22 protein-coding genes are annotated in these 22,217 nt (G+C 44.7%); 3 read left to right on the top strand and 19 right to left on the bottom strand.

The window, feature by feature from the left end:
* Window positions 1-73 precede the first annotated feature (73 nt).
* The 8 genes from WG943_RS01355 to WG943_RS01320 form a co-directional block, all read right to left on the bottom strand.
* A complete protein-coding gene (locus tag WG943_RS01355) occupies window positions 74-457 on the bottom strand; it encodes a DUF3037 domain-containing protein (protein WP_340406325.1) in 384 nt (127 codons plus the stop codon).
* Window positions 447-1,235, bottom strand: coding sequence for a HipA family kinase (locus WG943_RS01350; protein WP_340406324.1), 789 nt, complete (start codon window positions 1,233-1,235; stop codon window positions 447-449). Before WG943_RS01350 ends, WG943_RS01355 begins: the two co-directional genes overlap by 11 nt.
* Before the next feature lie 144 nt (window positions 1,236-1,379).
* Window positions 1,380-1,904, bottom strand: a complete 525-nt coding sequence (locus WG943_RS01345) for a GNAT family N-acetyltransferase (protein ID WP_340406323.1) — start codon at window positions 1,902-1,904, stop codon at window positions 1,380-1,382.
* 107 nt (window positions 1,905-2,011) lie between these two features.
* A complete protein-coding gene (locus WG943_RS01340) occupies window positions 2,012-2,485 on the bottom strand; it encodes a hypothetical protein (RefSeq protein ID WP_340406321.1) in 474 nt (157 codons plus the stop codon).
* Window positions 2,486-2,595: 110 nt separating this feature from the next.
* Window positions 2,596-3,036 (bottom strand): hypothetical protein, encoded by a 441-nt coding sequence (locus WG943_RS01335; protein WP_340406319.1) that lies wholly within the window; start codon window positions 3,034-3,036, stop codon window positions 2,596-2,598.
* Between the two features lie 174 nt (window positions 3,037-3,210).
* On the bottom strand, window positions 3,211-4,515 hold the full coding sequence (gene murA / locus WG943_RS01330) for a UDP-N-acetylglucosamine 1-carboxyvinyltransferase (protein ID WP_340406317.1): 1,305 nt from the start codon (window positions 4,513-4,515) through the stop codon (window positions 3,211-3,213).
* A gap of 5 nt (window positions 4,516-4,520) precedes the next feature.
* Window positions 4,521-5,195 (bottom strand): DUF4290 domain-containing protein, encoded by a 675-nt coding sequence (locus WG943_RS01325; RefSeq protein ID WP_340406315.1) that lies wholly within the window; start codon window positions 5,193-5,195, stop codon window positions 4,521-4,523.
* A 140-nt stretch (window positions 5,196-5,335) separates the two neighbouring features.
* Entirely contained in the window at window positions 5,336-7,588 is a 2,253-nt protein-coding gene (locus WG943_RS01320; protein WP_340406314.1) for an ATP-dependent helicase, read from the bottom strand.
* A 258-nt stretch (window positions 7,589-7,846) separates the two neighbouring features.
* Here WG943_RS01320 and WG943_RS01315 point away from each other — a divergent pair, with 258 nt between their 5' ends.
* The gene (locus WG943_RS01315; protein WP_340406313.1) at window positions 7,847-9,595 is read left to right on the top strand and encodes an ankyrin repeat domain-containing protein; all 1,749 of its coding nucleotides are present in this window, start codon (window positions 7,847-7,849) and stop codon (window positions 9,593-9,595) included.
* A 352-nt stretch (window positions 9,596-9,947) separates the two neighbouring features.
* On the opposite strand, the gene WG943_RS01310 is transcribed toward WG943_RS01315, so the two are convergent.
* On the bottom strand, window positions 9,948-11,111 hold the full coding sequence (locus WG943_RS01310; RefSeq protein ID WP_340406312.1) for a L,D-transpeptidase family protein: 1,164 nt from the start codon (window positions 11,109-11,111) through the stop codon (window positions 9,948-9,950).
* 182 nt (window positions 11,112-11,293) lie between these two features.
* Here WG943_RS01310 and WG943_RS01305 point away from each other — a divergent pair, with 182 nt between their 5' ends.
* Window positions 11,294-11,977, top strand: a complete 684-nt coding sequence (locus tag WG943_RS01305; RefSeq protein WP_340406311.1) for a DUF2461 domain-containing protein — start codon at window positions 11,294-11,296, stop codon at window positions 11,975-11,977.
* A 15-nt stretch (window positions 11,978-11,992) separates the two neighbouring features.
* Here the strand turns inward: WG943_RS01305 and WG943_RS01300 are convergent, their stop codons facing one another.
* The 7 genes from WG943_RS01300 to WG943_RS01270 all read right to left on the bottom strand — a co-directional run bounded on the left by WG943_RS01300 (window position 11,993) and on the right by WG943_RS01270 (window position 18,824).
* A complete protein-coding gene (locus tag WG943_RS01300) occupies window positions 11,993-12,271 on the bottom strand; it encodes a hypothetical protein (RefSeq protein ID WP_340406310.1) in 279 nt (92 codons plus the stop codon).
* Between the two features lie 146 nt (window positions 12,272-12,417).
* Window positions 12,418-13,134 carry a hypothetical protein gene (locus WG943_RS01295; RefSeq protein ID WP_340406309.1) on the bottom strand — a complete coding sequence of 239 codons (717 nt, stop codon included), beginning with the start codon at window positions 13,132-13,134 and terminating at the stop codon, window positions 12,418-12,420.
* Window positions 13,135-13,183: 49 nt separating this feature from the next.
* The gene (locus WG943_RS01290; protein ID WP_340406308.1) at window positions 13,184-14,200 is read right to left on the bottom strand and encodes an alpha/beta hydrolase; all 1,017 of its coding nucleotides are present in this window, start codon (window positions 14,198-14,200) and stop codon (window positions 13,184-13,186) included.
* Between the two features lie 120 nt (window positions 14,201-14,320).
* Entirely contained in the window at window positions 14,321-15,049 is a 729-nt protein-coding gene (locus tag WG943_RS01285; protein ID WP_340406307.1) for a DKNYY domain-containing protein, read from the bottom strand.
* Window positions 15,050-15,205: 156 nt separating this feature from the next.
* Complete coding sequence (locus WG943_RS01280; protein ID WP_340406306.1) at window positions 15,206-16,549, bottom strand: glycosyltransferase 87 family protein; 1,344 nt, start codon at window positions 16,547-16,549, stop codon at window positions 15,206-15,208.
* Complete coding sequence (locus tag WG943_RS01275) at window positions 16,546-18,024, bottom strand: cellulose synthase family protein (protein ID WP_340406305.1); 1,479 nt, start codon at window positions 18,022-18,024, stop codon at window positions 16,546-16,548. The genes WG943_RS01280 and WG943_RS01275 overlap by 4 nt, the downstream gene beginning before the upstream one ends.
* 104 nt (window positions 18,025-18,128) lie before the next feature.
* Window positions 18,129-18,824: a glycosyltransferase family 2 protein gene (locus tag WG943_RS01270; protein ID WP_340406304.1), complete on the bottom strand. Its 696-nt coding sequence runs from the start codon at window positions 18,822-18,824 to the stop codon at window positions 18,129-18,131.
* Window positions 18,825-18,980: 156 nt separating this feature from the next.
* Here WG943_RS01270 and WG943_RS01265 point away from each other — a divergent pair, with 156 nt between their 5' ends.
* On the top strand, window positions 18,981-19,463 hold the full coding sequence (locus tag WG943_RS01265; RefSeq protein ID WP_340406302.1) for a peroxiredoxin: 483 nt from the start codon (window positions 18,981-18,983) through the stop codon (window positions 19,461-19,463).
* Between the two features lie 36 nt (window positions 19,464-19,499).
* On the opposite strand, the gene WG943_RS01260 is transcribed toward WG943_RS01265, so the two are convergent.
* The 3 genes from WG943_RS01260 to WG943_RS01250 are packed head-to-tail and all read right to left on the bottom strand — an operon-like array spanning window position 19,500 to window position 22,154.
* Entirely contained in the window at window positions 19,500-20,093 is a 594-nt protein-coding gene (locus WG943_RS01260) for a hypothetical protein (protein ID WP_340406301.1), read from the bottom strand.
* A gap of 47 nt (window positions 20,094-20,140) precedes the next feature.
* Window positions 20,141-21,094 (bottom strand): alpha/beta fold hydrolase, encoded by a 954-nt coding sequence (locus tag WG943_RS01255; protein ID WP_340406299.1) that lies wholly within the window; start codon window positions 21,092-21,094, stop codon window positions 20,141-20,143.
* Window positions 21,087-22,154, bottom strand: a complete 1,068-nt coding sequence (locus WG943_RS01250) for a patatin-like phospholipase family protein (RefSeq protein WP_340406298.1) — start codon at window positions 22,152-22,154, stop codon at window positions 21,087-21,089. The genes WG943_RS01255 and WG943_RS01250 overlap by 8 nt, the downstream gene beginning before the upstream one ends.
* Window positions 22,155-22,217: the final 63 nt, after the last annotated feature.

Genomic DNA, 22,217 nt, shown 5'->3' with positions numbered 1-22,217 from the left:
CCTATGTCACCGTCTGGGTGCTGGCTCCGGTAATAACTTACCTCCTCCTGTTTTTAGTGGGGGTAAGGGAAGGTTACAACACTAGCTGGCTGTGCAAATGATCCAACATCTCCTGCGCATTTGAGCAGAGACCAGGATGTACCGCTGAAGTTTGTACAACCGTGCTACGTGCAGCAGTAAGCCAGCGGAAACGCTCCGCAATTGACAGTTGTCCGATTTGCCCGCCTTCGGAGCGGCCTTTGCAAATACGTTCAAATGCCTGTAGTCTTTCCTGTAGTTCTTCTATTTCCAGATCTTTAGAAAATGCCTTTAGCCTTTCCTCGTTTAAGGTATAAACGGTTTGCAGAAAGCCCAGGCCACGGCAGTAAAGTATAACACCCACATTTACGAACTCCTCTCGCTCTACCCGCGGCACTACCCGTATAACGGCATACTCAAATAAGTGCTTATATTGCATCCTGCGCTCCTTTCACAAATATGCCTGAGTTAGCGATTCTTATATTCAGGAAATTGGCGTATGCCTGCCGGTGTTCTTCGGCTGTGGTAAATGGTGACTCAACGCCGGCAAGCCATGAATCCGGGATCAGCGCAACGATAGCCTGTATGCGTTCAGGTGTAAGTATGATACTAAACTCTTTGTCAACAGTTTGCAAATCAGTGGCTTTAGGCAGCAGTACATGGTCTTTTATCTGGACAAAAGGGCGTTTGGCCTGCTCTTCTGAGTTACCCCAGTTGTGATGAAAGTATAAAGATGCTCCATGGTCAATCAGCCACAGTTCTTTTTTCCACATCAGCATATTGGTGTTGCGGCAGGTGCGGTCCACATTCACGATCAGGCCATCCAGCCATACTATTTGGGAAGCTAATTTCGCATCTACCTCGTTCACTAAAGCATCAAAGGTAATGGCACCAGTCAGGTAGTGCAGCGCCAGGTTCAGGCCTTCGCTGGCACGTAGCAGGTCTTGTATTTCTTCGTCGGGTTCGGTGCGGCCAAAGGCTTCATCTAAATTAACGAATACAATTTCCGGCACCTGAAAGCCCAGCAAACGGGCTATTTCGCCGGAGATAAGTTCTGCGATCAAAGCTTTCACACCCTGGCCGGCACCTCTGAACTTTAGTACATACAGAAACTCATCGTCGGCCTCTACGATGGCTGGCAGCGAACCGCCTTCGCGCAGCGGCGTTACGTACCGAACCACATCAACGGTTCTTATTTCAGGAGGAGTATATTTCATAAAGGGGTAATACGGGATTTATACTTGCAGATGCAAAAGTATAAACTGTTTTCTGAAGTAGCAGGGGAGGCTGTAACTTACTTTTAGCTGTGTTCAGGAATGTGGTGTTTACCACCGTACCGCCATTCAAGCGATAACGGCGACTCAGTTATTCAATTGCAGTTTCATCATAATGTCTGTCTGCTCGTCATCGCCTAACCTGAAAATATGCTTGTCAAAAGCAACAAACCCGTTTTTCTTATAAAAGCTTATGGCTCTCGGATTTTCTTCCCAAACTCCCAGCCAAACATATTCCGCATTTTTCTGCCGGGCTATCTGGATTGCTTTATCATAGAGTAGTTGTCCCACTTTTTTGCCGTGATATTCTCTCAACACATAAATTCGTTCAATCTCAAGAGCTTTGCTGTCTTTCAATTCAGTCTGAGACTGTCCAAAGTTTAGTTTCAGGTAGCCAATTACCTTGTTCTCAAGGGTGGCAAAGTAGAATGCAGTATTTGGGTCATTTAGCTCAGTAGCCAATTTTTCATGCGAGAACCCTTCTTCCAAATACTTTCTCATATTCGCTTTGGTGTTTCCTCCTGAAAAAGTTTCGTGAAAAGTTCGCCTTCCAATTTCTTGGAGTTGATCAATATCTTTGGGCGTTACTTCTTTGATCTCAATATCTGACATTTTGGTTTGTGGGTTGTTCTTGAAGGCAGCAACTAACGTTTAGTACAGGCTAAGACAAGGCATTAGCCGAATCTTAAGCCTGAGCAGGGTTAACAGAATTCATTTTCTTAACGTCTTGCAAACATTGTAATTTGAACGGCGCTATCTGCGGTCATCTCCGTACCACCTTGATAGTATGTTCGGATGGAGCTAATCTGCAACCAAGTCATCCTTGCTTCTGAAATATCAGATATCTCAACAGTAACTCCGTTCTCGACGAAACTGTAGTAATCTTTGCCGTTTACCTGTTCTACAGTATATTTTCCTGAAAAAGCCTCAGTGTATGTGGCAGGCTGCTGTCCCTTTACAGGGGGAACGCTTATACTGTATTTTATCCCGTCAAAGTCGTAGTACCACCCGCTGTCCTCTACTTTCTGATGAATTAAAGTTCCAGACTCATCATAGTATTTTCGCATGATACTGGTGCTTGTCCATTTTCCTTTGATTAGTTCATTAGCGGTCGGTGCAGGTGAAGGTTCTTTTGTATTACAGGCAGTTATAAGAATGAAAAGAAGAAGTGGGAGCAGGTGGGCTTTTTTCATTTTGAATCGTTTGTTTTCGTTTTTAATTTTTGATTACTGCTAACGGTTGGTACAGGCAGCGGGCGAGGCAAAGCCGAGAATGAAGCCTGTGCAGGGTTAGGCAAAGCTATTTATTTGTTTTCTTTAAGAGTCTTTGAAATATCTATTATGCCAGTTAAATAGTCTGATATTAAGTATTCCACAGCAAGGAAGTCCTGTGGTTCAATATTTTTTTCAATAGGCACTAGAGCACGAATCGCATCAGGTTCATATTTCAGGCCATCAATTAAATCTAATTTGAATGGGCTAATGCAAACTTCTTCCAGTGATTTGAGGAAATAGTATGTATCCCTACTTCGCATGGTGGAGAATGCTTTTAGGGTATTTATTTTATCTATTTTCTCAATATAGAAGCCGTTTCTGTCAAATGGAAAAGATTCGCTGGAAACATTAATTCTTAAGTACGGCTCTTCATATTTAATCTGTAATGATTGCTCGGTAAGGCCACACTTTTGCAAGAATATAGCTTTTACATCTTGAACAATATTATCAAAACCTATAGTGCTACTCATATATTTTAGTGTTGCCTAACTAGCGTAAAGCAGGAGTACCTACTCCCACTATCTGCACTATGAATGGAGTACGATATTTTAACCATACATTCCACACATTAATATATAGATTAAAAACAAAAAGAGCACCCTTAGCAGGTGCTCTTTCTTATCTTCAAAGTATAAATTTATACGTTATATTCTTCTGATCTGTGCACCAATGGCATTTAGGCGGCCATCAATGTTTTGGTAGCCACGGTCAATCTGCTCTACATTATCGATAATGCTGGTACCTTCGGCAGAGAGCGCAGCAATAAGCAGCGCCACACCGGCACGAATATCGGGAGAGGCCATGCGGATGCCGCGTAACGGCATCTGATTATCAAGACCAATTACAGTGGCACGGTGCGGATCGCAAAGTATGATCTGGGCACCCATGTCTATCAGCTTATCCACGAAGAACAAGCGGCTTTCGAACATTTTCTGGTGTACCAGTACTGTACCTTTTGCTTGAGTAGCTACAACCAGTGCTACGCTTAGCAAGTCTGGGGTTAGGCCTGGCCAGGTATGGTCGGCAATGTTAAGTATACTTCCGTCAATATAAGTAGCTACTTCGTAGTTGTCCTGAGCCGGAATGTGAATATCATCGCCACGGAACTCCATTTTAATGCCTAGGCTCTTGAAAGTATCCGGTATCAGACCCAATTCTGCAATCTGGCAATCTTTGATGGTGATTTCTGATCCCGTCATGGCAGCTAAGCCGATGAAAGAGCCAATCTCGATCATATCGGGTAGCATGCGGTGCTCTGTTCCGCCTAATTTTTCTACCCCCTCAATTACCAGCAGGTTAGAACCTACCCCGCTAATTTTAGCACCCATGCGGTTAAGCATGCGGCACAGCTGCTGCACGTAAGGCTCGCAGGCTGCGTTGTAAATAGTGGTGGTGCCTTCGGCAAGTACGGCTGCCATTAGTATGTTGGCGGTACCGGTTACTGATGCTTCGTCTAAGAGCATGTAAGCGCCCTTAAGACGATCGGCATGCACGCCGTAGAAGCTTTCTTCAGAGCTGTACTCAAATTGTGCACCTAGTTTCTCGAAGCCGATAAAGTGGGTATCCAGTCTGCGGCGGCCAATTTTGTCGCCACCCGGCTTTGGCATTTTGGCTTTGCCGAAGCGGGCCAGCATCGGGCCAACGATCATTACAGAACCTCGAATAGCACGGCCTTGCTCTACAAAAGCTTCCGTATCCAGGTAGTCAAGGTTTACATCGTCTGCCTGAAAAGTATAAGTATCTGGCGCATTGCGCTCCACTTTTACGCCTAAGCCTTTCAGCAGCTCAATTAGTTTATTTACATCCCGGATGTCCGGAATATTAGAGATTTTAACAGGTTCTGCGGTAAGCAATACAGCACACAGTATCTGCAATGCCTCGTTTTTTGCACCCTGTGGGTAAATATCGCCCTTTAGTTTATTGCCGCCTTTTACTTCAAATGAAGCCATTTATACTATTTATTTCTTTGATTGGAAGAGGATCTTTGGTTTTTTCTGTTGCGGTTGTCGCCGCCACGGTTTTGCTGTTGGCTACGCTGCTGGTTATCCTGCTGCCTGCTGCCGCCTCCACTAACATTAGACTCAAACAAGTTGTTGCTCTCAATGTAGCGCAGGTCCATGTTCAGTTGGCCTTTAGACAGTTGGCGGATATCGTTCAGTATAACATCATCCGTTATACTATCTTTGTTATAAGACCTGTACAGCGTTTTCATCAGTTTACCGATGGATACAATAGCAGCTTCACGCTCTTTCTCGTCCTCCAGCTCCGTTGCCTTTTGTATCAGCAACTCCACGTTGGTGCCATAATGTTTAAATGCCGGAGTCTCGGTTGCATATTCCATTGGCTGTGGCTTATCGTTCAGATATTCCATAGCGCTTAGCGGGTAAGGAGCATCCACATCCAGGGTAGAGCCTGACATCACGAACAGGTGGTTCCAGAGCTTCTGCTGGTAGTCCTGGGTATCGCGCAGCTGTGGGTTCAGCTTGGCCATCAGGTTTATAAGTAACTGCGACAGGCGTGTACGTTCGGCACGGTCTTCTACTTTAGAAATGTAGTTTACCAGGTCCTGTACATTGCGGCCATACTCGCGCAGCAAAAGGTCTTGTTTAAATGAGGTACTCGCTTCCATTATATATTGAGAATTACGAATTACGAATTACGAACTAAAAATTAAGAATTACGAATTTTGATTAGTATAACTGCTTTAACGGGCATCACAAGAAAAACGATATTAGAATTAATAACTCGTAATTCTTAAATCGTAATTCCTTATTCATGGATGCGCAGTTTAGCAAAGCTTAGCAGCAACGTTTTTTCGCCTACCTCATCAAAGTTAATGATGGCTTTTACGCTGTTACCCTGGGTATCCATTTTTGCTACTACGCCAAAACCGAACTTCGGGTGCTCTACTTTCATGCCGGCTGCCAGCTTGGATGTATCGCTTGGTTTAAAATCAGCTGGTGCTGTGTAGGCCGTTGCAACCTGCTTGCGTGCCGGTGGCTGTACCAGGCTGCTGATGCTGCTCTTGCGCTGCAACACCCTATCGAAAACATTGCCTCCACTGGCTGTGCCCGCGTCGCCATACTTAAAGTTAAGGTACTTAGGATCTATTTCATCTAAAAAGCGACTCTTTTCGCAGGCTCTCAGGTTACCCCACTGGTAACGGCTGGTAGCGTAGGTTAAGTATAACTTTTTCTCGGCGCGGGTAATAGCCACGTAAAACAGGCGGCGTTCTTCCTCCAGGTCGGCACGTGAGTTCAGCATCATCTGGCTCGGGAAAAGGTTTTCTTCCATGCCCACAATAAATACATTCTTAAACTCAAGTCCTTTGGCCGAGTGAATTGTCATCAGGGTAACAAACTCGCCGTCGTCGTCTGCTTTGGTATCGGCATCGGTGATCAGGGCGATGTCCTGCAGGAAAGCATCCAGGCTCTTGTCTTCTTTCTCCGGATCATCTACATACTCTTTTATACCGTTCAGGAGCTCCTGGATGTTTTCGTAACGGGCCAGGCCTTCTACGGTTTTATCCTGGTACAGGTCTTCTACAATGCCGGAGCGCTTGGCTACGTGTTTGGCTACCTCAAAGGCATCGTTCTGCTCGGCCATGATGGCAAACTCCCGGATCATGAGCGAGAAGTTCTCGATGGCTGTGCCCACGCGGTTTCCTAAGAACTGGCTGGCGTTCTGCACCACCTCCCACACTGTATGGTTGGTTTCATCAGCCGTTACAAAGATTTTAGATTCTGTCGTTTCGCCAATACCACGTTTCGGGTAGTTTATGACACGGCGTAAAGCCTGCTCGTCGTTCGGGTTCACCGTCAGGCGCAGGTAAGCAATCAAATCCTTGATCTCTTTGCGCTGGTAGAACGACAGGCCGCCCACAATTTTATACTTTATGTTCATGCGGCGCAGGGCTTCTTCCATGGCCCTCGACTGTGCATTGGTACGGTAAAGTATGGCAAAGTCGTCGTAGGAGAGGTGGTTGTTCATTTTCTCCTCGAAAATAGTGGTCGCCACCAGTTTGCCCTCCTCGTTATCAGAATTGGCTTTAATTACCTCAATCAGCGGCCCCTGCTCGTTATCAGTGTAAACATCTTTTTTAAGTTGAGCCGAGTTGTTTTTGATAACCGAGTTGGCTGCGTTCACGATGTTTTTGGTAGAGCGGTAGTTCTGCTCCAGCTTAAACACCTGCAGTTCCGGGTAGTCGCGCTCAAAGTTTAGGATGTTCTGTATATCGGCGCCACGGAACGCATAAATAGACTGCGCGTCGTCGCCTACTACTACAATGTTACGGTTCTGGGCAGCCAGTTTTCGCGTGATCAGGTATTGCGAGTAGTTCGTATCTTGGTACTCGTCCACCATCACAAACTTAAAGATGTTCTGGTATTTGTTTAGCGCGTCCGGGTGGTCGCGGAAAAGCACGTTGGTCTGGAACAGCAGGTCATCGAAGTCCATGGCGCCGGCCTTAAAGCAGCGGTTCTGGTACTGTTCGTAGATCTTACCGATCTTCGGACGCATAGCAGCCTCGTCGTCGGCTTGAATAACCGGGTCGTTGTTGTATTGCTTGTGCGAGATCAGCTTATTTTTTGCAGAAGATATTCTTCCCAATACCACATTGGGTTTGTACAGCTTATCATCCAGGTTCATCTCCTTCACAATATTGCGAATGAGCGTCTTGGAATCGTCGGTGTCGTAAATGGTAAAACTTTTCGGGTAGCCAATTTTATCGGCCTCGGCGCGAAGTATGCGCGAGAACACGGAGTGGAACGTACCCATCCAGATATTCTTGGCCTCGTTGCCGATCACCTTTTCGATACGGTGGCGCATTTCTTTGGCAGCCTTGTTTGTAAAGGTAAGGGCCAGTATGTTAAATGGATCTACGTTCTGGCTGATCAGATGCGCTATCCTATAAGTTAAAACTCGTGTTTTTCCAGAGCCTGCACCCGCAATAATCATGGCTGGTCCGTCGGTGTGAAGTACCGCCGCGCGTTGCGACTCATTTAATAAGCTGATATAATCCATTTCTTCTCTTCCGCGTGCGTCTTAAAATCTATGCAAGTTACGAATACTAATCCTTTTTCTGAACCGGGACTCGACATTTGGCACGGCTCGTGCTGTAAGTGTTTCAGAAAGATGTTATAAGATGAACAGGAAGTTGATCCAAAGCGTTTAACATAGAAGGTAAAACAGTGCAATTTTGTGACTAAAAAGCCCGTTTTTGATTTAAACAAAGGATAGCTGTACTTTTGCAGTTGTTCATAAAGAATTAACAAAGAAGAATTGATACACAGCATCTATAGGAATACAGGCATCAAAGCCAGAGAATTAATACTTGCGGCGGCACTTATACTTGCCGGCAATATCGGTTTTGCTCAGACCAAAGCACCCGCAAAGGCGCCAGCTGCTAAGGCAAAAACAACAACTACTGCATCTGCTAAAAAGCCTGCTGCCGGCACCTCCACCACGACAAAAAAAGCAGCTCCTAAGCAGGCGGCTGCAAAACCGGCTGCTCAGAAACCTGCCGCTGCAACGGCTAATCAAAAGCCTGCGGCCACTGCCAAACCTTCTTTGTTAGTTAAGAAAATATGGCGCAGCCCTGCTATGGATACAGCCATGGTATACTATACTTCGCTTAAGTTTCAGGAAGCACACCAAAAGTTTAGTCAGGCTGTAAATGAAGGCGATAACGATGCCTTATACTTTTTAGGCCGCATGCACCAGTACCGTGAGCTGAAGTATGATTCGGTGCAGATTGATACGGTAAAGCAGGTGCAGAACGCAGAAAAGTACTTCTCGGCTAACAAGGACTCGGCGACATTTTATTACCAGCGTGCCGTAGACGAAGGTAGTTTATTGGGGCACCTGGGCCTGGCTGAGCAAACTATACTTAGAACGCAAGATGACAAGCAGCGCTTTATGCAGCACATGCGCACGGCTGCCATTGTTATCCGTGAAAAGGCTGTAGAGGGCGATGCGTTCGCGAACCGTATTCTGGGAAGTATGTATTACACCGGTTTCGGTGAGCTGAAAGACCATAGCCTTGCCTTTAACTACCTGAACCGTGCGGCCAACGCCAATGATGTGGTGGCCTATACTTCGCTGGCAAACCTGTACCTGAACGGCGAAGGGGTGAAGAAGGATTTTGAAAAGGCGGTATACTGGCTGCAGAAAGGTGTAGAGGCCGGTGAGCGTGAAGCACTGTACACGTTGGGCTTGCTTTATGAAGAAGGCACATTGGGTGAGATTAAGACCGATGAAGCACGTAAACTATACCGCCAGGCTATCTCTAAAGGCAGTGTGATGGCATACGAACAGTTGCTTTACATTAACCAGACACCCGACCAGAAAGTGGTAATTGCCGCTGTAAACCGCGACCCTGAAATGCTGAAGCGTGCTTTGGCTGCAGGTGGCAATGCCAATACACTGGCTATTCCGGATGATTTTGTGGCAGAGTTTAATGGTCGTACGCCTATAATGCATGCTGTTTATATCCCGATGCTGCTGGAGGATTATGGTGCCATTTACGAACCCGAAGTGCGCCTGAAAGCTGTAAGCCAGTTACTTCAGAAAGGTGCCGATATCAATGCCCAGGACGATGATGGCAAAACTGCAATGCACTATGCTGTAAGCAGCTCCAGAGTACGCTCTGAATTATACGAGCAGGAGCAGGTAGATCTTTTGGATACGCTGATTGCCAGAGGTGCAAACCCAAACATCAAAGATAAAAATGGAAATACAGTGCTAGCTGAGGCTTTGCAGGCCACTATTGGCCAGCATATTGGTATTATGGAGCTGGAGAAGCTGCTGAAAGCCGGCGCTGATCCTAATATGACCAATAATGAGTCTAAAACACCGCTGATGCTGGCCTGCGAAATGGATGCAAACTTTGAGATTATACTTACGCTGCTACAGTCCGGTGCTGATGCTAAAGCTGTTGATAGCAACGGAAAAGCTGCTATTGACTACACAAAGCATGAGAATGTGCAGAATATCCTGATGGCTGCCGGCTCTCCGGAAAAGCAAAAGTAAAGATAAAGTATAAAATGAGATGGAAGCCCTCTTCAGGAAACGGAAGAGGGCTTTTGTTTTATTAGATTGCCTGCTTTGATGAGGTAACGTATCCAACCACCCCTGCCTCTCCTTATCCAAGGAGGGGAGTTCTGTTCTTGCTCAAACTTAAGTATAAGCTCTGTAGCTTCTGCTTAACCACCATTCTACCAATATACTTCCAGGATGACAAAAGAGAAACAACAGTTACTATTATGGTGGCAGAGGACAAGGTAAGTAAAAACTTCCCTCCAAGGTTAAGGAGAGGCAGTAGTGGTTGGCCACATGCTGCTGAAATCTGATGTGTTACTGTCCAGAACTTAACAAAACACTGCTACCTCTCATCAACACTTAACTGCGGTGGCTGGTGGAGTCGGTACATATCATCCCTAAACTGCACTAGCCCAAGCGTATCAACCCAAGCGGTAATGTACACAATACGTAGCGGAAGCGGATTTTTTACCCTAATGTAGTGATTCGGTTTGTCCTGGTTCCAGAGGTTATTTACTTGTTCTGGTGTGTAGCCTGAGCCTTTCTCAAGAATGTAATCTGCGAGTTTAAACGGTTTTTCTAGGCGGATGCAGCCGTGGCTGAAGGTGCGGTTGGGGTAGGAGAACAGTTGTTTGTTAGGTGTGTCGTGCATATACTGCGGCAGCCGGTTAGGGTACAGAAACTTAACCTGCCCAAGCTCATTTTCTTTGCCAGCCAGCTGGTAGATGCGGTACGTGTAGTTAGAGGCATTTATACTTTTCCAGTTCACGCCCCAAGGGTTCACGCGCACCCAACCGTTCGGCCCCTGTTTTTCCACAACCATTTTCTTTTTAGCCAAGTACCCCGGGTTTTTGCGCAGCAGCGGCACTATCTCGTTAACAGCGATCGAAGTAGGTATATACCAGTAAGGGTAAAGCACCAGCATATCCAGTTCGCTTAGAATAGGGTATGTTCTCAGTTCTGGCTTACCAATTATCACCCGCATTTGCAGCACTGTTTTATTGCTGTCTACTACCTGCAAAGTATAATCAGGAAGATTTACAACTACGTATGGTTGCTGTACGGCGAAAAAAGCGGAATCCCAGAGCGAGAGATTGTGTTTTAACTGCCATAAGCGTTGTGCCAGCGGCACATTCATGGCGGCTAGTGTATTTGGTCCTGCCACGCCATCAGTTAGAAGTCCGTGCCTGGCCTGAAAATTCTGTACTGCTTTTTTCAGTGCTGCTGTATAAAGTGCCGGAACCCTTGCAGAATCTAGTGGCATATCGCCGGTAAGTATAAGGTTTTCCTGCAGGGCGGCTACTTGTAGGGTAGTGTCGCCGGGTTTTAACATCAGTCCTTCCGGAAACGTATTCCAGTTACCAGCATCAACCATACTTTCATAAGCACTGATTGCATTGGTTAGTCTCGCCTTATCATAAGGCAGGGCCTGCTGCTGTGTCTGCTGCTGTGCTATTACTGCTGTGGCAATAATAGTATAAAGCAGCGTGAACAGGAGGCGTAGCATGATGATGAACTCTAAAGTATAGACTTATTTATCTTTACGTGATTATACAACAATTGACGCTAAGGTTGGTTTATTTATGCCTCCTTTTGATATGCTACTAAAAGTACTTCTAAAATAAATTATCTTTAACCGATACGCCTACTTCTGCGTTTCTCTTTAAATTAAAAGTAAAACCAAAAGCAATGTCTGCTACTATAGCTAAAAGTACCCTCCAGTTTTTAACCGATCTTACGCAGAACAATAACCGGGAATGGTTTAACCTGAACAAAAAACGCTACGAGGAGGCCCGTAAAAATTATACTAGCTTCTTGGATGAGATGCTGGAAGAAATGTCCGCTTTCGAGCCAATAGCGCTAGACCAGAAAGGCAAAGATTTAGTGTTCAGAATTTACCGAGATGTAAGATTCTCCAATGACAAGCGACCTTACAAAGACCACTTCGGAGCTTATGTAGCAGAGGGCGGACGAAAATCTATACTTCCGGGGTATTACCTGCACCTGGCTGGCAATAACAACTCCTTTGTAGCCGGCGGGCTCTGGATGCCACCGGCAGCTTACCTGAAAGCCGTGCGCCAGGAAATAGACTATAGTCTGGATGAGTTTAAAAGTATAGTTGAGACTCCGGATTTTAAGAAACGCTTCGGAAATATAAGCGGCGAGCAGCTTAAAACCACACCCAAAGGCTACGATAAAGAAAATCCGGCCATTGAGTACCTACGCTTTAAAAGCTGGAATGCTGTAATGCCAATCGATGATAAAACTGTTTTAAGTGCTGATTTTATGAGTGTGGTGCTGGATGCCATGCGTGCCTTAAAACCTTTTAACAACTTCCTGATGGAGCCGCTGAAGGAAATAGGGCAGGAGTAGGCATATTGTTAATTATTAAATGCTGAAGTCTTTTCTGGCCCAGACGCTTGCTTGTGCTATTGTTACATTCCGCAAGGCTAGTGTAGTAGCCGTTGAGCTAGTGATGAAAAGGTGCCATAGCCGCAGGTCTCCTAACCCAGAAGCATGGTCTGATAAATGCCTAACGGTAACAGGATTTGTTTTTTGCCAAAGATTATCAAACGGTATATTTGGTAATTTATTAGACTCAAAACTTCTGACAAGAAGCGAATCTTGGGCAGCTGTCTCAACAGTAATAATACTGACTAAACCCATCAAAAGTAAAAGTCTTTACATGTTACCTTGTTAGATTAAGGATATGCTCTAAATATTTTTCAAAATTTAAAATAGCAGCTAAAGTTACCCGTGCAGCCAATAGGCGAAGCAAAGCTGAGCATATGAACTACATTTTACTGTGTGACTTATACCTCAAATTTCACTAATTCTTCTGTCCTTCTGGACCACCAAGTAGTTGTATCAGCACTACAGTAAAAGCCTTCAATTTGAAACTCTTCTTTTAACTTTTCTATAACTTCCCTTTCTGAACAGATAAAAGATACGTGCATATCAAAAGGAGAAGTAAACAATATCTTCTTATCTGCTGGGTAAATGTTACTGCTGTTCCATAAGTTGCTCCTGTTCGTGTTTATGTCGTACACTTCTTCTTCATCAATCTCAGGATGTTCTGCTCCAATTACAAGTTCTTTGTAACCTAAGTATTTCAGGGAATTTTGTATCGTGTCTACTTGAAAGGGAGAAAAGAAGTCTTCGTAAGGATATAGGAGTTCCAGTTCATCCGTAATTGCTTCGAGTTTTTTTTTGTTATCAATGAAGTCGGGGTTTATATTTAAACCGTCATCAATTTGCCAATATTCGGCAAAGCCACCTTTTTCTTTAACTTCTTGCCATTTGATTGGCTCACATTCGTTCTGTATGATAGAATGCCATTTACTTCTCTCTTTATTGATCCTATCAATGTTGTATTTAGAATGAGACCTGAATCTGAAGAACGGCTTATGCATCAGGAATACTGATTCATAGCAATCACCCCAATAGTCATAGACCTGTACATTATATGATGGCGAAGTTACAGCTCTATAATCTTTGGGTGGTTTCTTCATATTTGTAATTTCTGCCAAAGTTTTTCCAAGAGCCCGTTGGCTGCTGCCTTTCCTATTAGTTTGTTATTTATATTTCAATACGCTTTCTACCGGCGAATTCTTTTGCTGCTTGGTTATATAAGTCAACTCTATCCTTTTCATTAAGTGGCCCTGGTATGCAGTGTAGCATGCCTTTCACCTCTTTATGTATGGTTGGAACTTTTGCCGCGGTTAATTTCTTTGCGTAATCCCGTCCTGTGTCTCTCAAAGGATCAAATTCGCTGGTTATTACAAAGGCCGGGGGCAGGTTTGATAAATTGTCTACATAGTATGGCATCGCTAACGGATTTGTATGATCAGCCTTGTTTGGCAAATAACTTCCTATACCGAAAAGCATTTCAGTCTCTTCTAAAAAGTACCCGCGCTTAAACTTTTGATATGCAACCGTTTTGAAAGGCACATAGGTAACCGGGCAATCTAAAAGTTGATACTTGATATTTGTAAGCTTCTCGTCCTTGGCTTTTATTGCTACTGTTGTTGCCAAAGTTGCCCCTGCACTCTCGCCAGCTACTATTATCTGATTGGGGTTTCCTTTCCATCTTTCTATATTATCTATTGTCCAAAGCAGTGTTTCATAGCAGTCATTGTTAGGTGTGGGGAAGGGGTGTTCCGGGGCAACCCTATAATCGACACCAACCACAATTGCATTGAACGTATGCGCCAGGCGCGTGGCATAAGTTACCGACAAGTTTGTCCAGGGTAAAACAAATGCCCCACCGTGGAAATAAACAATTACAGGGCTGTTTTCAGGTAGATGTTGCGGTTTGAATACAAAGACTGTAAGGCTATCCTCCGTAATTTTAAGGGTATCAATAGTTAAACCTGTAGTATTAAAAGGCAATGCATCTATAAAATGGCTACGTTCCTGAACTGTCATTTTTTTAAGTGACTTTACTTGTTCATCATTGTCACCAATCAATTTTAAAAATAAAGCTTGCCCCCAATCCAAACGCCCTTCCGGTTGGAATGTCAATGCGTAAACATACCCAACAGAAATTAAAACTGCTGTCAGTATTAAAATTAAGATGGTCTTTAAAATTTTCATATTTCCTACCAAACGGTGTTCAGATTGTCATAAAGTAAATTTTCATAATGTTGCAGCCAACGGACTGGGCCATAAGGCGGCGTAGCTGGCTTATGGGTGTGGTTGGGTACTGTTTTTTTCTTACTGTAAGTATGTTTTTCTATACTGCTCTGTTATAGGGCCTTTATTCTTTTCCCTATCATACATATTCTTATCATCATGCCCAAACCAGCCAACTCCATCTGGAACAAAGGCTGAAGGATTAGCTCCTTCAACTAATTGATTCCTGTAATAGACGTTATCTTTGTCCTTTATGTAGTAGGGGCTAAGAATCATGGCGGAAGTGTAATCTAGTGAGTCTATTCCTAATTCATGCCAGTAGAAGAAGTTGTTGTCCTTACCCCAATCTTCATCTATGACTTCAAATTCATTTGGGGCTACGCCATCTAATTTTTCAAATTTATGATAAACATGGTTTTTATCTTTTGCCCAAAGATTGTCTATTACTTCAAAGGTGTTTACATCGGCTAGTTTTATCTTACTGTCATTCACTCCGAACTGCAATAAGTAGACGTGGTTTTTATCTTTCCAGTAGTACTTTTTGATTTGTTCGAAAGTTGATGGATCAGCGTTAGCTAAGATTGAAGTTCCGACAAATACATGGTTCTTATCTTTAGCAAGGTCTAAGTTTGTATTATGATTGATAACTTTAAATGAGCTGTAATCAGCATTTTCTACTTCCAAATATCTTACACCAATCCTTGCTTCATTAGAACTTCTTAGATAAACCTTACCATCTTTTTTAGTATAGCCTGAACAGCCTGTGAGAACTATAGTAATTAGCCCAAGAAGAAACTGCTTATAGTTCATTGATTCTTTTGCTCAAAATTTATAATTCAAATACTACCTAACTATCAGCTAAACGGAACTCTATTCGGCTTATCTACCAAAATTAACAGATAAGGCAAATAGAGTTAATGATAAATATAAAGAATTCTATATAAGCAGCAAATGTGTTTATATTAATTACTCCTTCAAGTTGGCATGCTTGCGGCGCTGGCGGTACAGGTATAATTCTACAGCAAGCCATAGGAAAACAAGGGCATACTCCAGGGATACAAGACTAAGATCTTCGCGGTAGGGGGTGTGGCGGTAAGCGGCGTAAGTAAGAATAGCTAAACCCGACCATACCACAGCATACCTGAAGCGGCTAACAACGGTAAGGGCAAGTATTGTGCAGATGTACCAAGGGTGCACGGTTGTTGCCAGAAAGAAGTATAAGGTAAGCGCCACCGCCATATAACCAGCAAGCCTGCGCACAGACCCAAGCCTTTTAACAGAAGCCAGCGAAAAAATAGCAATCATGGTAATCATGGAAAGTACAGGCCCCAATACAGCAATTTGGTTATAGCCGGTAAGCTTAAAACCGATCCAGCGCAGCAGGTAATATATGCTGGCATTAAACTCGAACCGATGGAAGTATAAGTCAACGCTTTGCCACATGTTTATCAGTTGCTCATAGGTTACAAGCGGATAAAACAGGAAGAATAGCGTAACTCCCATGGCAGCAGTAAAAACTATAAACCGGAGGCTACCCAGCTTTCGGAGAAGGAAAGGTAGAAACATGAGCGGCAAAAGCTTCGTGCCTACTGCCATCCCGATGGCCACACCTGATACCAGTATGCGTTGGTAAAAAAGCTGGTGCAGGGCCAGTAGCACAAAAAAGATCATCAGTGCTTCAAAGTGCAGGTTACCTGTAAGCTCTATAATTACCAGCGGGTTTAGGGCGTACAGCAGCAGGTGTTTTTCGGGCAGGCCCATTTTACGTAGCAGGCGCAGGAGCAGCAGTATACTCCCAAGTTCAGCAAGTATAAGTACAAACCGGATTACTACAACGCTGCCCATTATACTTTCCGGAGAGAGTTTTGCCGCCAGCCAGAATACCCCCTGCGACACCGGCGGATACACGCTAAAGTACTGCTGTGAGTTAAGTTGTTTGTATACTTCAGTGGTGATACCGGCTACTTGTAGGGCACCAGGTTGTATAAAGTAAGTGGGAATGTGTGCATATGGGTTTATACCTGCTGCCAATAAACGGCCATCCCAGATAAATCGGAAGTAGTCATCAGAAAGGGCAGGCTCCGCAACTATAAAAATCAGCCTGAATACCATAGCTGCCGCTATACTATGCCAGATGTTGAGCTTGTAATTGGCTACATATAAGTAAGCCGCAAACGCAAATGTATAAAGCAGGAGCAGCTGAGTGAAGTCGGTGCGCGGGGTTTTATAGGCCAGCAGAAAATACACTCCCGCCGACAATACCAGCAGTGTATAAGCAGCAATCCGGCTTTTGGTTAAAAGATGTTTCACGCACGCCTGTTATGGGATAGCGAATATAAGAAAACTGCTCCAAACCCAAACATCAGCATCACATGGAAAGGCAGCAAACCATAGTCGCCGAGGCGGAATGCAAGCACAATGCCCGCAGCAAAGTATAGCGCAAGTATGCCTTCTACTACCGTTACAGGACTTATACTTTGCATAAAGTATGCTTGTTTCTTCCAGGTGCCCCGGGTTTGCAGCAGGTTATACTTTGGCGTCCGGATAAAAGGTGTTTTGATACCCAATAGCCCCTCTGCCACCGCCATACTGTTGTGCAGCGACAACCCCATGGAAATACACAGGAAAAGGAAAAATTCGGGAATAAATCGCTTGGTAGTTTTCCAGGCATGGTAGCTTTGTTGGTAAAGGGCCGTCCAGTAAAAAGCGACCAGGGCCATCAGGCTAAATATAAGCACCGATCCGAGTTTAAAAAGTATTGCCAACTGGGGATTGTTGTCTTTTATGAATAGTATAGGCACACTTAGAACCGCCGTTAACAACACACAGATAAACACCATACTATTGAGCAGGTGAAACGTAGCGTGCAGTTTGGTAGACAGCGGCACTTCTGATTGCAGTACCCTGGCAAGATGTTTACGTGCAGTTTCGGCGGCACCTTTTGTCCAGCGGAACTGCTGCGATTTTAAGGCGCCCATGGCAGCCGGTAACTCAGCTGGCGCTTCTACGTCCTCTAAAAAAATAAATTGCCAGCCCTTTAGCTGTGCCCGGTAACTTAGGTCCAAATCTTCGGTGAGGGTATCGGCCTGCCAGCCTCCGGCATCTTCTATACATGCTTTGCGCCACACACCGGCTGTACCATTAAAGTTAATAAAATGCCCCCCACTGTACCTTCCGCTTTGCTCCACAGTAAAATGCGCATTTAGCCCGAAAGCCTGTAGTTTGGTAAGCAGTGAGTAGTTTTCGTTTAGGTGGCCCCAGCGGGTTTGCACAACTCCGGTTCTGGCATTGTCGAATCTGGAGATGGTGCTCTTCAGGAAGTCTGGGGCAGGTAAGAAATCAGCGTCGAAAATGGCAATAAACTCGCCTGTGGCTGTTTGCAGGCCATATTGCAGGGCACCGGCCTTAAAGCCTTCGCGGTTGGGCCTCCGGATGTGCTGGATATTCAGTTCAGGATACTGCTTTAGTTTCTCTTGTACAATGGCTGTGGTTTCATCATTAGAGTCGTCTAGAATCTGGACCTGCAGTTGCTCGTGCGGGTAATCTAATGCGGTTATGGCTTCTATCAGGCGCTCTGCTACATAACGTTCATTGTAAAGGGGCAACTGCACTGTAACTTTAGGCCATACAAGTGTGGCTGGATTTATACTTGGAGTTTGTTCCCTGCGTCGCTTTTTATGAAGCCAGTAAAGTATAGTAAGGTGCAGTTGGGCTATACTATAGCAAAAGATAAAAGCCAGGCAGAGGCCATAAAGTGCTATTACCGATACTTCCAGTATGCTCATAGTAGTATTTTTGTGCCCGTTGCCTTATACTTTGTGTGCATTGCGGTTCAAATTTAACGCTAAGAAAGCAAGGTTTAATGCAGAGAATTCCAAGGTTTAATAAATTAAAACAACACCTTAAATATCGTTAATATTATCTTATACCCTGCCATTACGCTTCCTTTAACTGTACCCGATACTTTAGAATAACCAATGCGTTTGCGGTAAGTTACAGGCACCTCAGTGTAGCGCACTTTTTGTTTGGCGGCCCGGGCCTGCATTTCTACTGTCCAGCCATAGTTGCGGTCGCGCATGTTCAGGTCTAGCAGCGTTTGCAATTTAATAGCTCTGAAAGGTCCCAGGTCAGTGTATTTAACACCATACAGCCAGCGCAGCAGCGTAGTAGCCAGCCAGTTCCCGAATATCTGCTGCGGCATCATGGCACCTGCCTCTCTGTTACCCAGTGCTCTTGAGCCAATCACCATGTCGGCCTGGCCTTCTAGTATAGGTTGTACCAATTTGGTTATTTCCTCTGGGTAATCGGAGTAATCGCCATCCACGAAAACAATGATATCTGGGCGTATACTTTGTGGTTTTGCAGCGGCGTAAGCTATTCCTTTCAGGCAGGCGTTACCATAGCCGGGGTTTGGTTCGTGTAGTACCGTTGCTCTAGCTGCTTTGGCTACCGCAGCAGTTTCGTCAGTAGAGTTATTGTTCACCACAATCACCTCGTCTACAAACCCTTCGGGAATATCCTGCACTACCTTAGCAATTGACTTCTCTTCGTTGTAGGCGGGTATGATAACGTTTATGATGGGCATGCTGCGTGTAAGGGTATGTGCAAAGATGCTTAAATTCTTTTTTCTAAGCTAAAACTGCCTTTTTTCTTTGGTTGGTAGCCTTAATTAAATCTAACTTGCAAGCGAACTTTTTACAGCAGGTTTGGTTATTAATAGTGGTGAATTGGTTTATGAATTATGAGTAAAGAAGAGATAAAGGTAGGCGATAAAGCTCCTGACTTTGAATTGACCAGGCAGGATGGAGGTTTTTTTCGCTTAAAAGACCTGTTGCAAGAAAAGAATGTGGTGCTATACTTTTACCCGAAAGACAGCACCCCCGGCTGCACCAAGCAAGCCTGTGAGTTCCGCGACCAGTACGAGGCTTTTAAAGAGCATGGCGCTGAAGTAGTAGGTATCAGCTCAGATAGTGTAGACTCGCATAAACGCTTTGAGCGTGTGCACCATTTGCCTTTTATACTTTTAAGTGATAAAGGCGGACGTGTGCGTAAGTTGTATGGAGTGCCTCGCAAACTAGGGATATTACCTGGTCGTGTAACTTACATTATTGATAAAGAGGGTGTTGTGCAGTATATTTTTAATTCCATGACGAAGCCGCTGGAGCATGTGAAAACTGCGATTGAGGTACTTGAAAATCTGAACAAAGAACATCAGCACGCATAAAAACAAAAGGCGACTTAATTAGGTCGCCTTTTGTTTTTATTGCTTTAGCTGCAGAAACTTGCCTCCATAAAACTCTATTCTTATAAAGCCTTTGTCTTTGTTAAAGTAGAGTTTCTTTAGCTTGCCGGCATTATAAGTGTCGTTTCCGGCTACGTTTATTTCATATACATTTTGGTAAGTTTTACCATCAATATCAATTGTAGCATGTGTAGGAGCCGCTGTATTGATGTCGTACGTGCCCAGGTTCTCTACCAGCACCTGTACCTTAAAATCATTCGGGCGTTTTAACAAATAAGTAGCCATACCCGGCATTTTTCTGGCAACATCTACAATAACAGCGCTTGCTTGGGTATCTAGTTGCTCAATACACTTATCATCAAAAGAGTATCCTTCGCCTGGTACCGAGTTCGAATACAGTTGAGAGCGAATATACTTTACCTCGGCTTCAACTTCGTTCTCGAATCGAATGGTGTCTGGTTTTCCGTTGGTTGGTACAGGATCGGTGTATGATAGCCAGTCTATGTCTGCTTCTGTTAGTTCTGTCGTGGTAGCGGTGTCGCATTTTTCACATGAGCTAAGCAAAACGGCTCCAAACAAAAGTGCCAGGCTGGTTTTTAGGGTGGTTTTCATGAAGGGTGATGTAAAAGTGTAATAGGTGTAAATTTAACAATTAAAGATTACTGTTTATCTACTGACCCCGAACCAGGGGTAAGCGTTGCAACAACAGAATTATTTTTAAACCAGTCTGCTACCATCCTGAAATGATCCCGAGGTGCATCGTGGTGCGTTAGGATATCGATGTGACCGTAGTCGTGCAGGTTGCCATTAGCTTTGCTTAAAACTTTAAATTGACAGTTCCGGCATCCAGTCTCCTGCATCAGTTTCTCTACATCAACGGGGTGGCCCAGTACATCGTCTTTTGCTCCGGTTAAATATAAAGTAGGTGGCAGGTTCATTTGCTGCAGTTTAGTAGCGTAGTTAAAGCCATCGTGCCAGTGCAGCCATTCTTTTTGTACTACCCAATCGTGGGTTTGAGAGTGGGTAAGGCGGGTTTCGCTGTCGGAGCCGATGCGCATTTGTTTGGCAGGCAACCAACCTTTCGCAGCCACTACCACTTTCGAAGTCCAGTTCCAGACTACATCCACCATCATAAACTTTTTAAAGCTTTTAATGCTGATGCGCCTTTTACTGCCGAGAAAGGCCATGGCCTGCACTTGTACCGGCTCTACAGGCCGTGCCAGATAAGCGAGCATCAGTACACCACCCCAAGAGTGGGCAGCCCAATACTGCGGCACATCGCCTTTCAGCTCTTTTATCTTCCGGACAATGGCCGGAAAGTCCTTATCTAATGTATGGCTCAATCCGAAATCAGAGAACCTTGAAATGGCCGGCGTACTTTTGCCGCGACCGCGCAGGTCTGCCACAAAAACATCGTAACCTAAGTTGGCCAAGTATGGCGCAAAACCTTTACCCGATCTAGTATAAAAGATCTTCCCGTTTTCGATAGAACCGTGCACCAGCAGCACCGGCGGACCTTGGTGGTGTTTGCTTATACGGCGCAGGTGCAGCTTATCAGTGGTAGTAACCTGTACAAAAAGCGATTCCTGCTGTATATCTTGGTGTTTAGTCATGGATAGTTGCCTGCGCTCTGTTTATAAATGCCTGCACACCTTTGCGCCCACTAACCAATAAAGTGCTTTTTTCTGTTTCGCTGAGCTTGCGTACCCGTGAGCCAAAACCAGCAGTACTGATAGATACTGTCCTGTCCCAGTCGTGCGGTGTCAGGTTCTGGCGGTTCAGGCTTTCTTTTACAATGGTGTAAAATGCACTCATGTAGTCGCTAAACTTATTGATGTTGTAAGGTGCTAACCCTGCCTGCTGCTCGTCATAAGCTATCTGCTCGTCGCGGTCGAGCCTCAGCCCAAGTGTTTGTGGGTTATGAAAGATGCCTTGTGTGTCGTAGTTCTTTTGCTCCGGCAAAACCTGATCGAGATACTTTGGATCGTCGAAGAGTGTTAACGGGAAGTTTGCCAGAATACCGCCATCAACTAAAACATCTAACTGCTGCCCCTTCTCGGGTTTGGTTACAATATTGCCTTGCTGGTCCAGGAGCACGGCGCGGTAATACAATGGGATAGACATCGAAATTCGAACCGCGTGTTTTACCTGCATGTTCGGGTAAGTTTCATGAGAGAAAACCATTACGCATTGGTCGGTCAGGTTTGTGCCTGTAACGTAAAGATCTCTTGCCTTATTTTGAACTGCCAGTGCATGCAGCTCTGCAAAAGTAATGTCGGCTTCTCCAGTTTTCGCCTCTAGTTGCTTGCCTAGCCAATCTGTAAATTTATCGCCGCGATACCAGCCATACTGTTTAAACAGCCTGTTGGTGCCACCAAAAAATATAAAACGGCCATCGTTAAACTGTTGTACCGGAGTAGTAAAAGTGATGTCAGTAATCTCGTTGGGGGTATAGCCTACGGCGAGTAAAGCGGCCTGTATAGCGCCTGCCGATGTACCACCCACCCGCTTAATTTGAGGTAAAATACCAAGTGAGTCAAGTTCTGCTAAAGCGCCACCGTAAGCAATGCCGCGAACACCACCGCCCTCCAACACCAGGTTTTTGTAAGCCTGCTGTTGCGCAAGGCCATGTATACTTACAAGGAGGCAAATCCCTAGTAAGAGCTTTTTCATGTTTATGTCCTTTTATTCTTTTCAAATATAATCACTTTAAAACACTTCCTGCGGCTACCGTAA

The organism is Pontibacter sp. H249, assembly GCF_037892465.1.
Lineage (GTDB): Bacteria > Bacteroidota > Bacteroidia > Cytophagales > Hymenobacteraceae > Pontibacter.
Note: the sequence above shows the minus strand (reverse complement) of the source record. Positions and strands in the feature narration are given on the sequence as shown.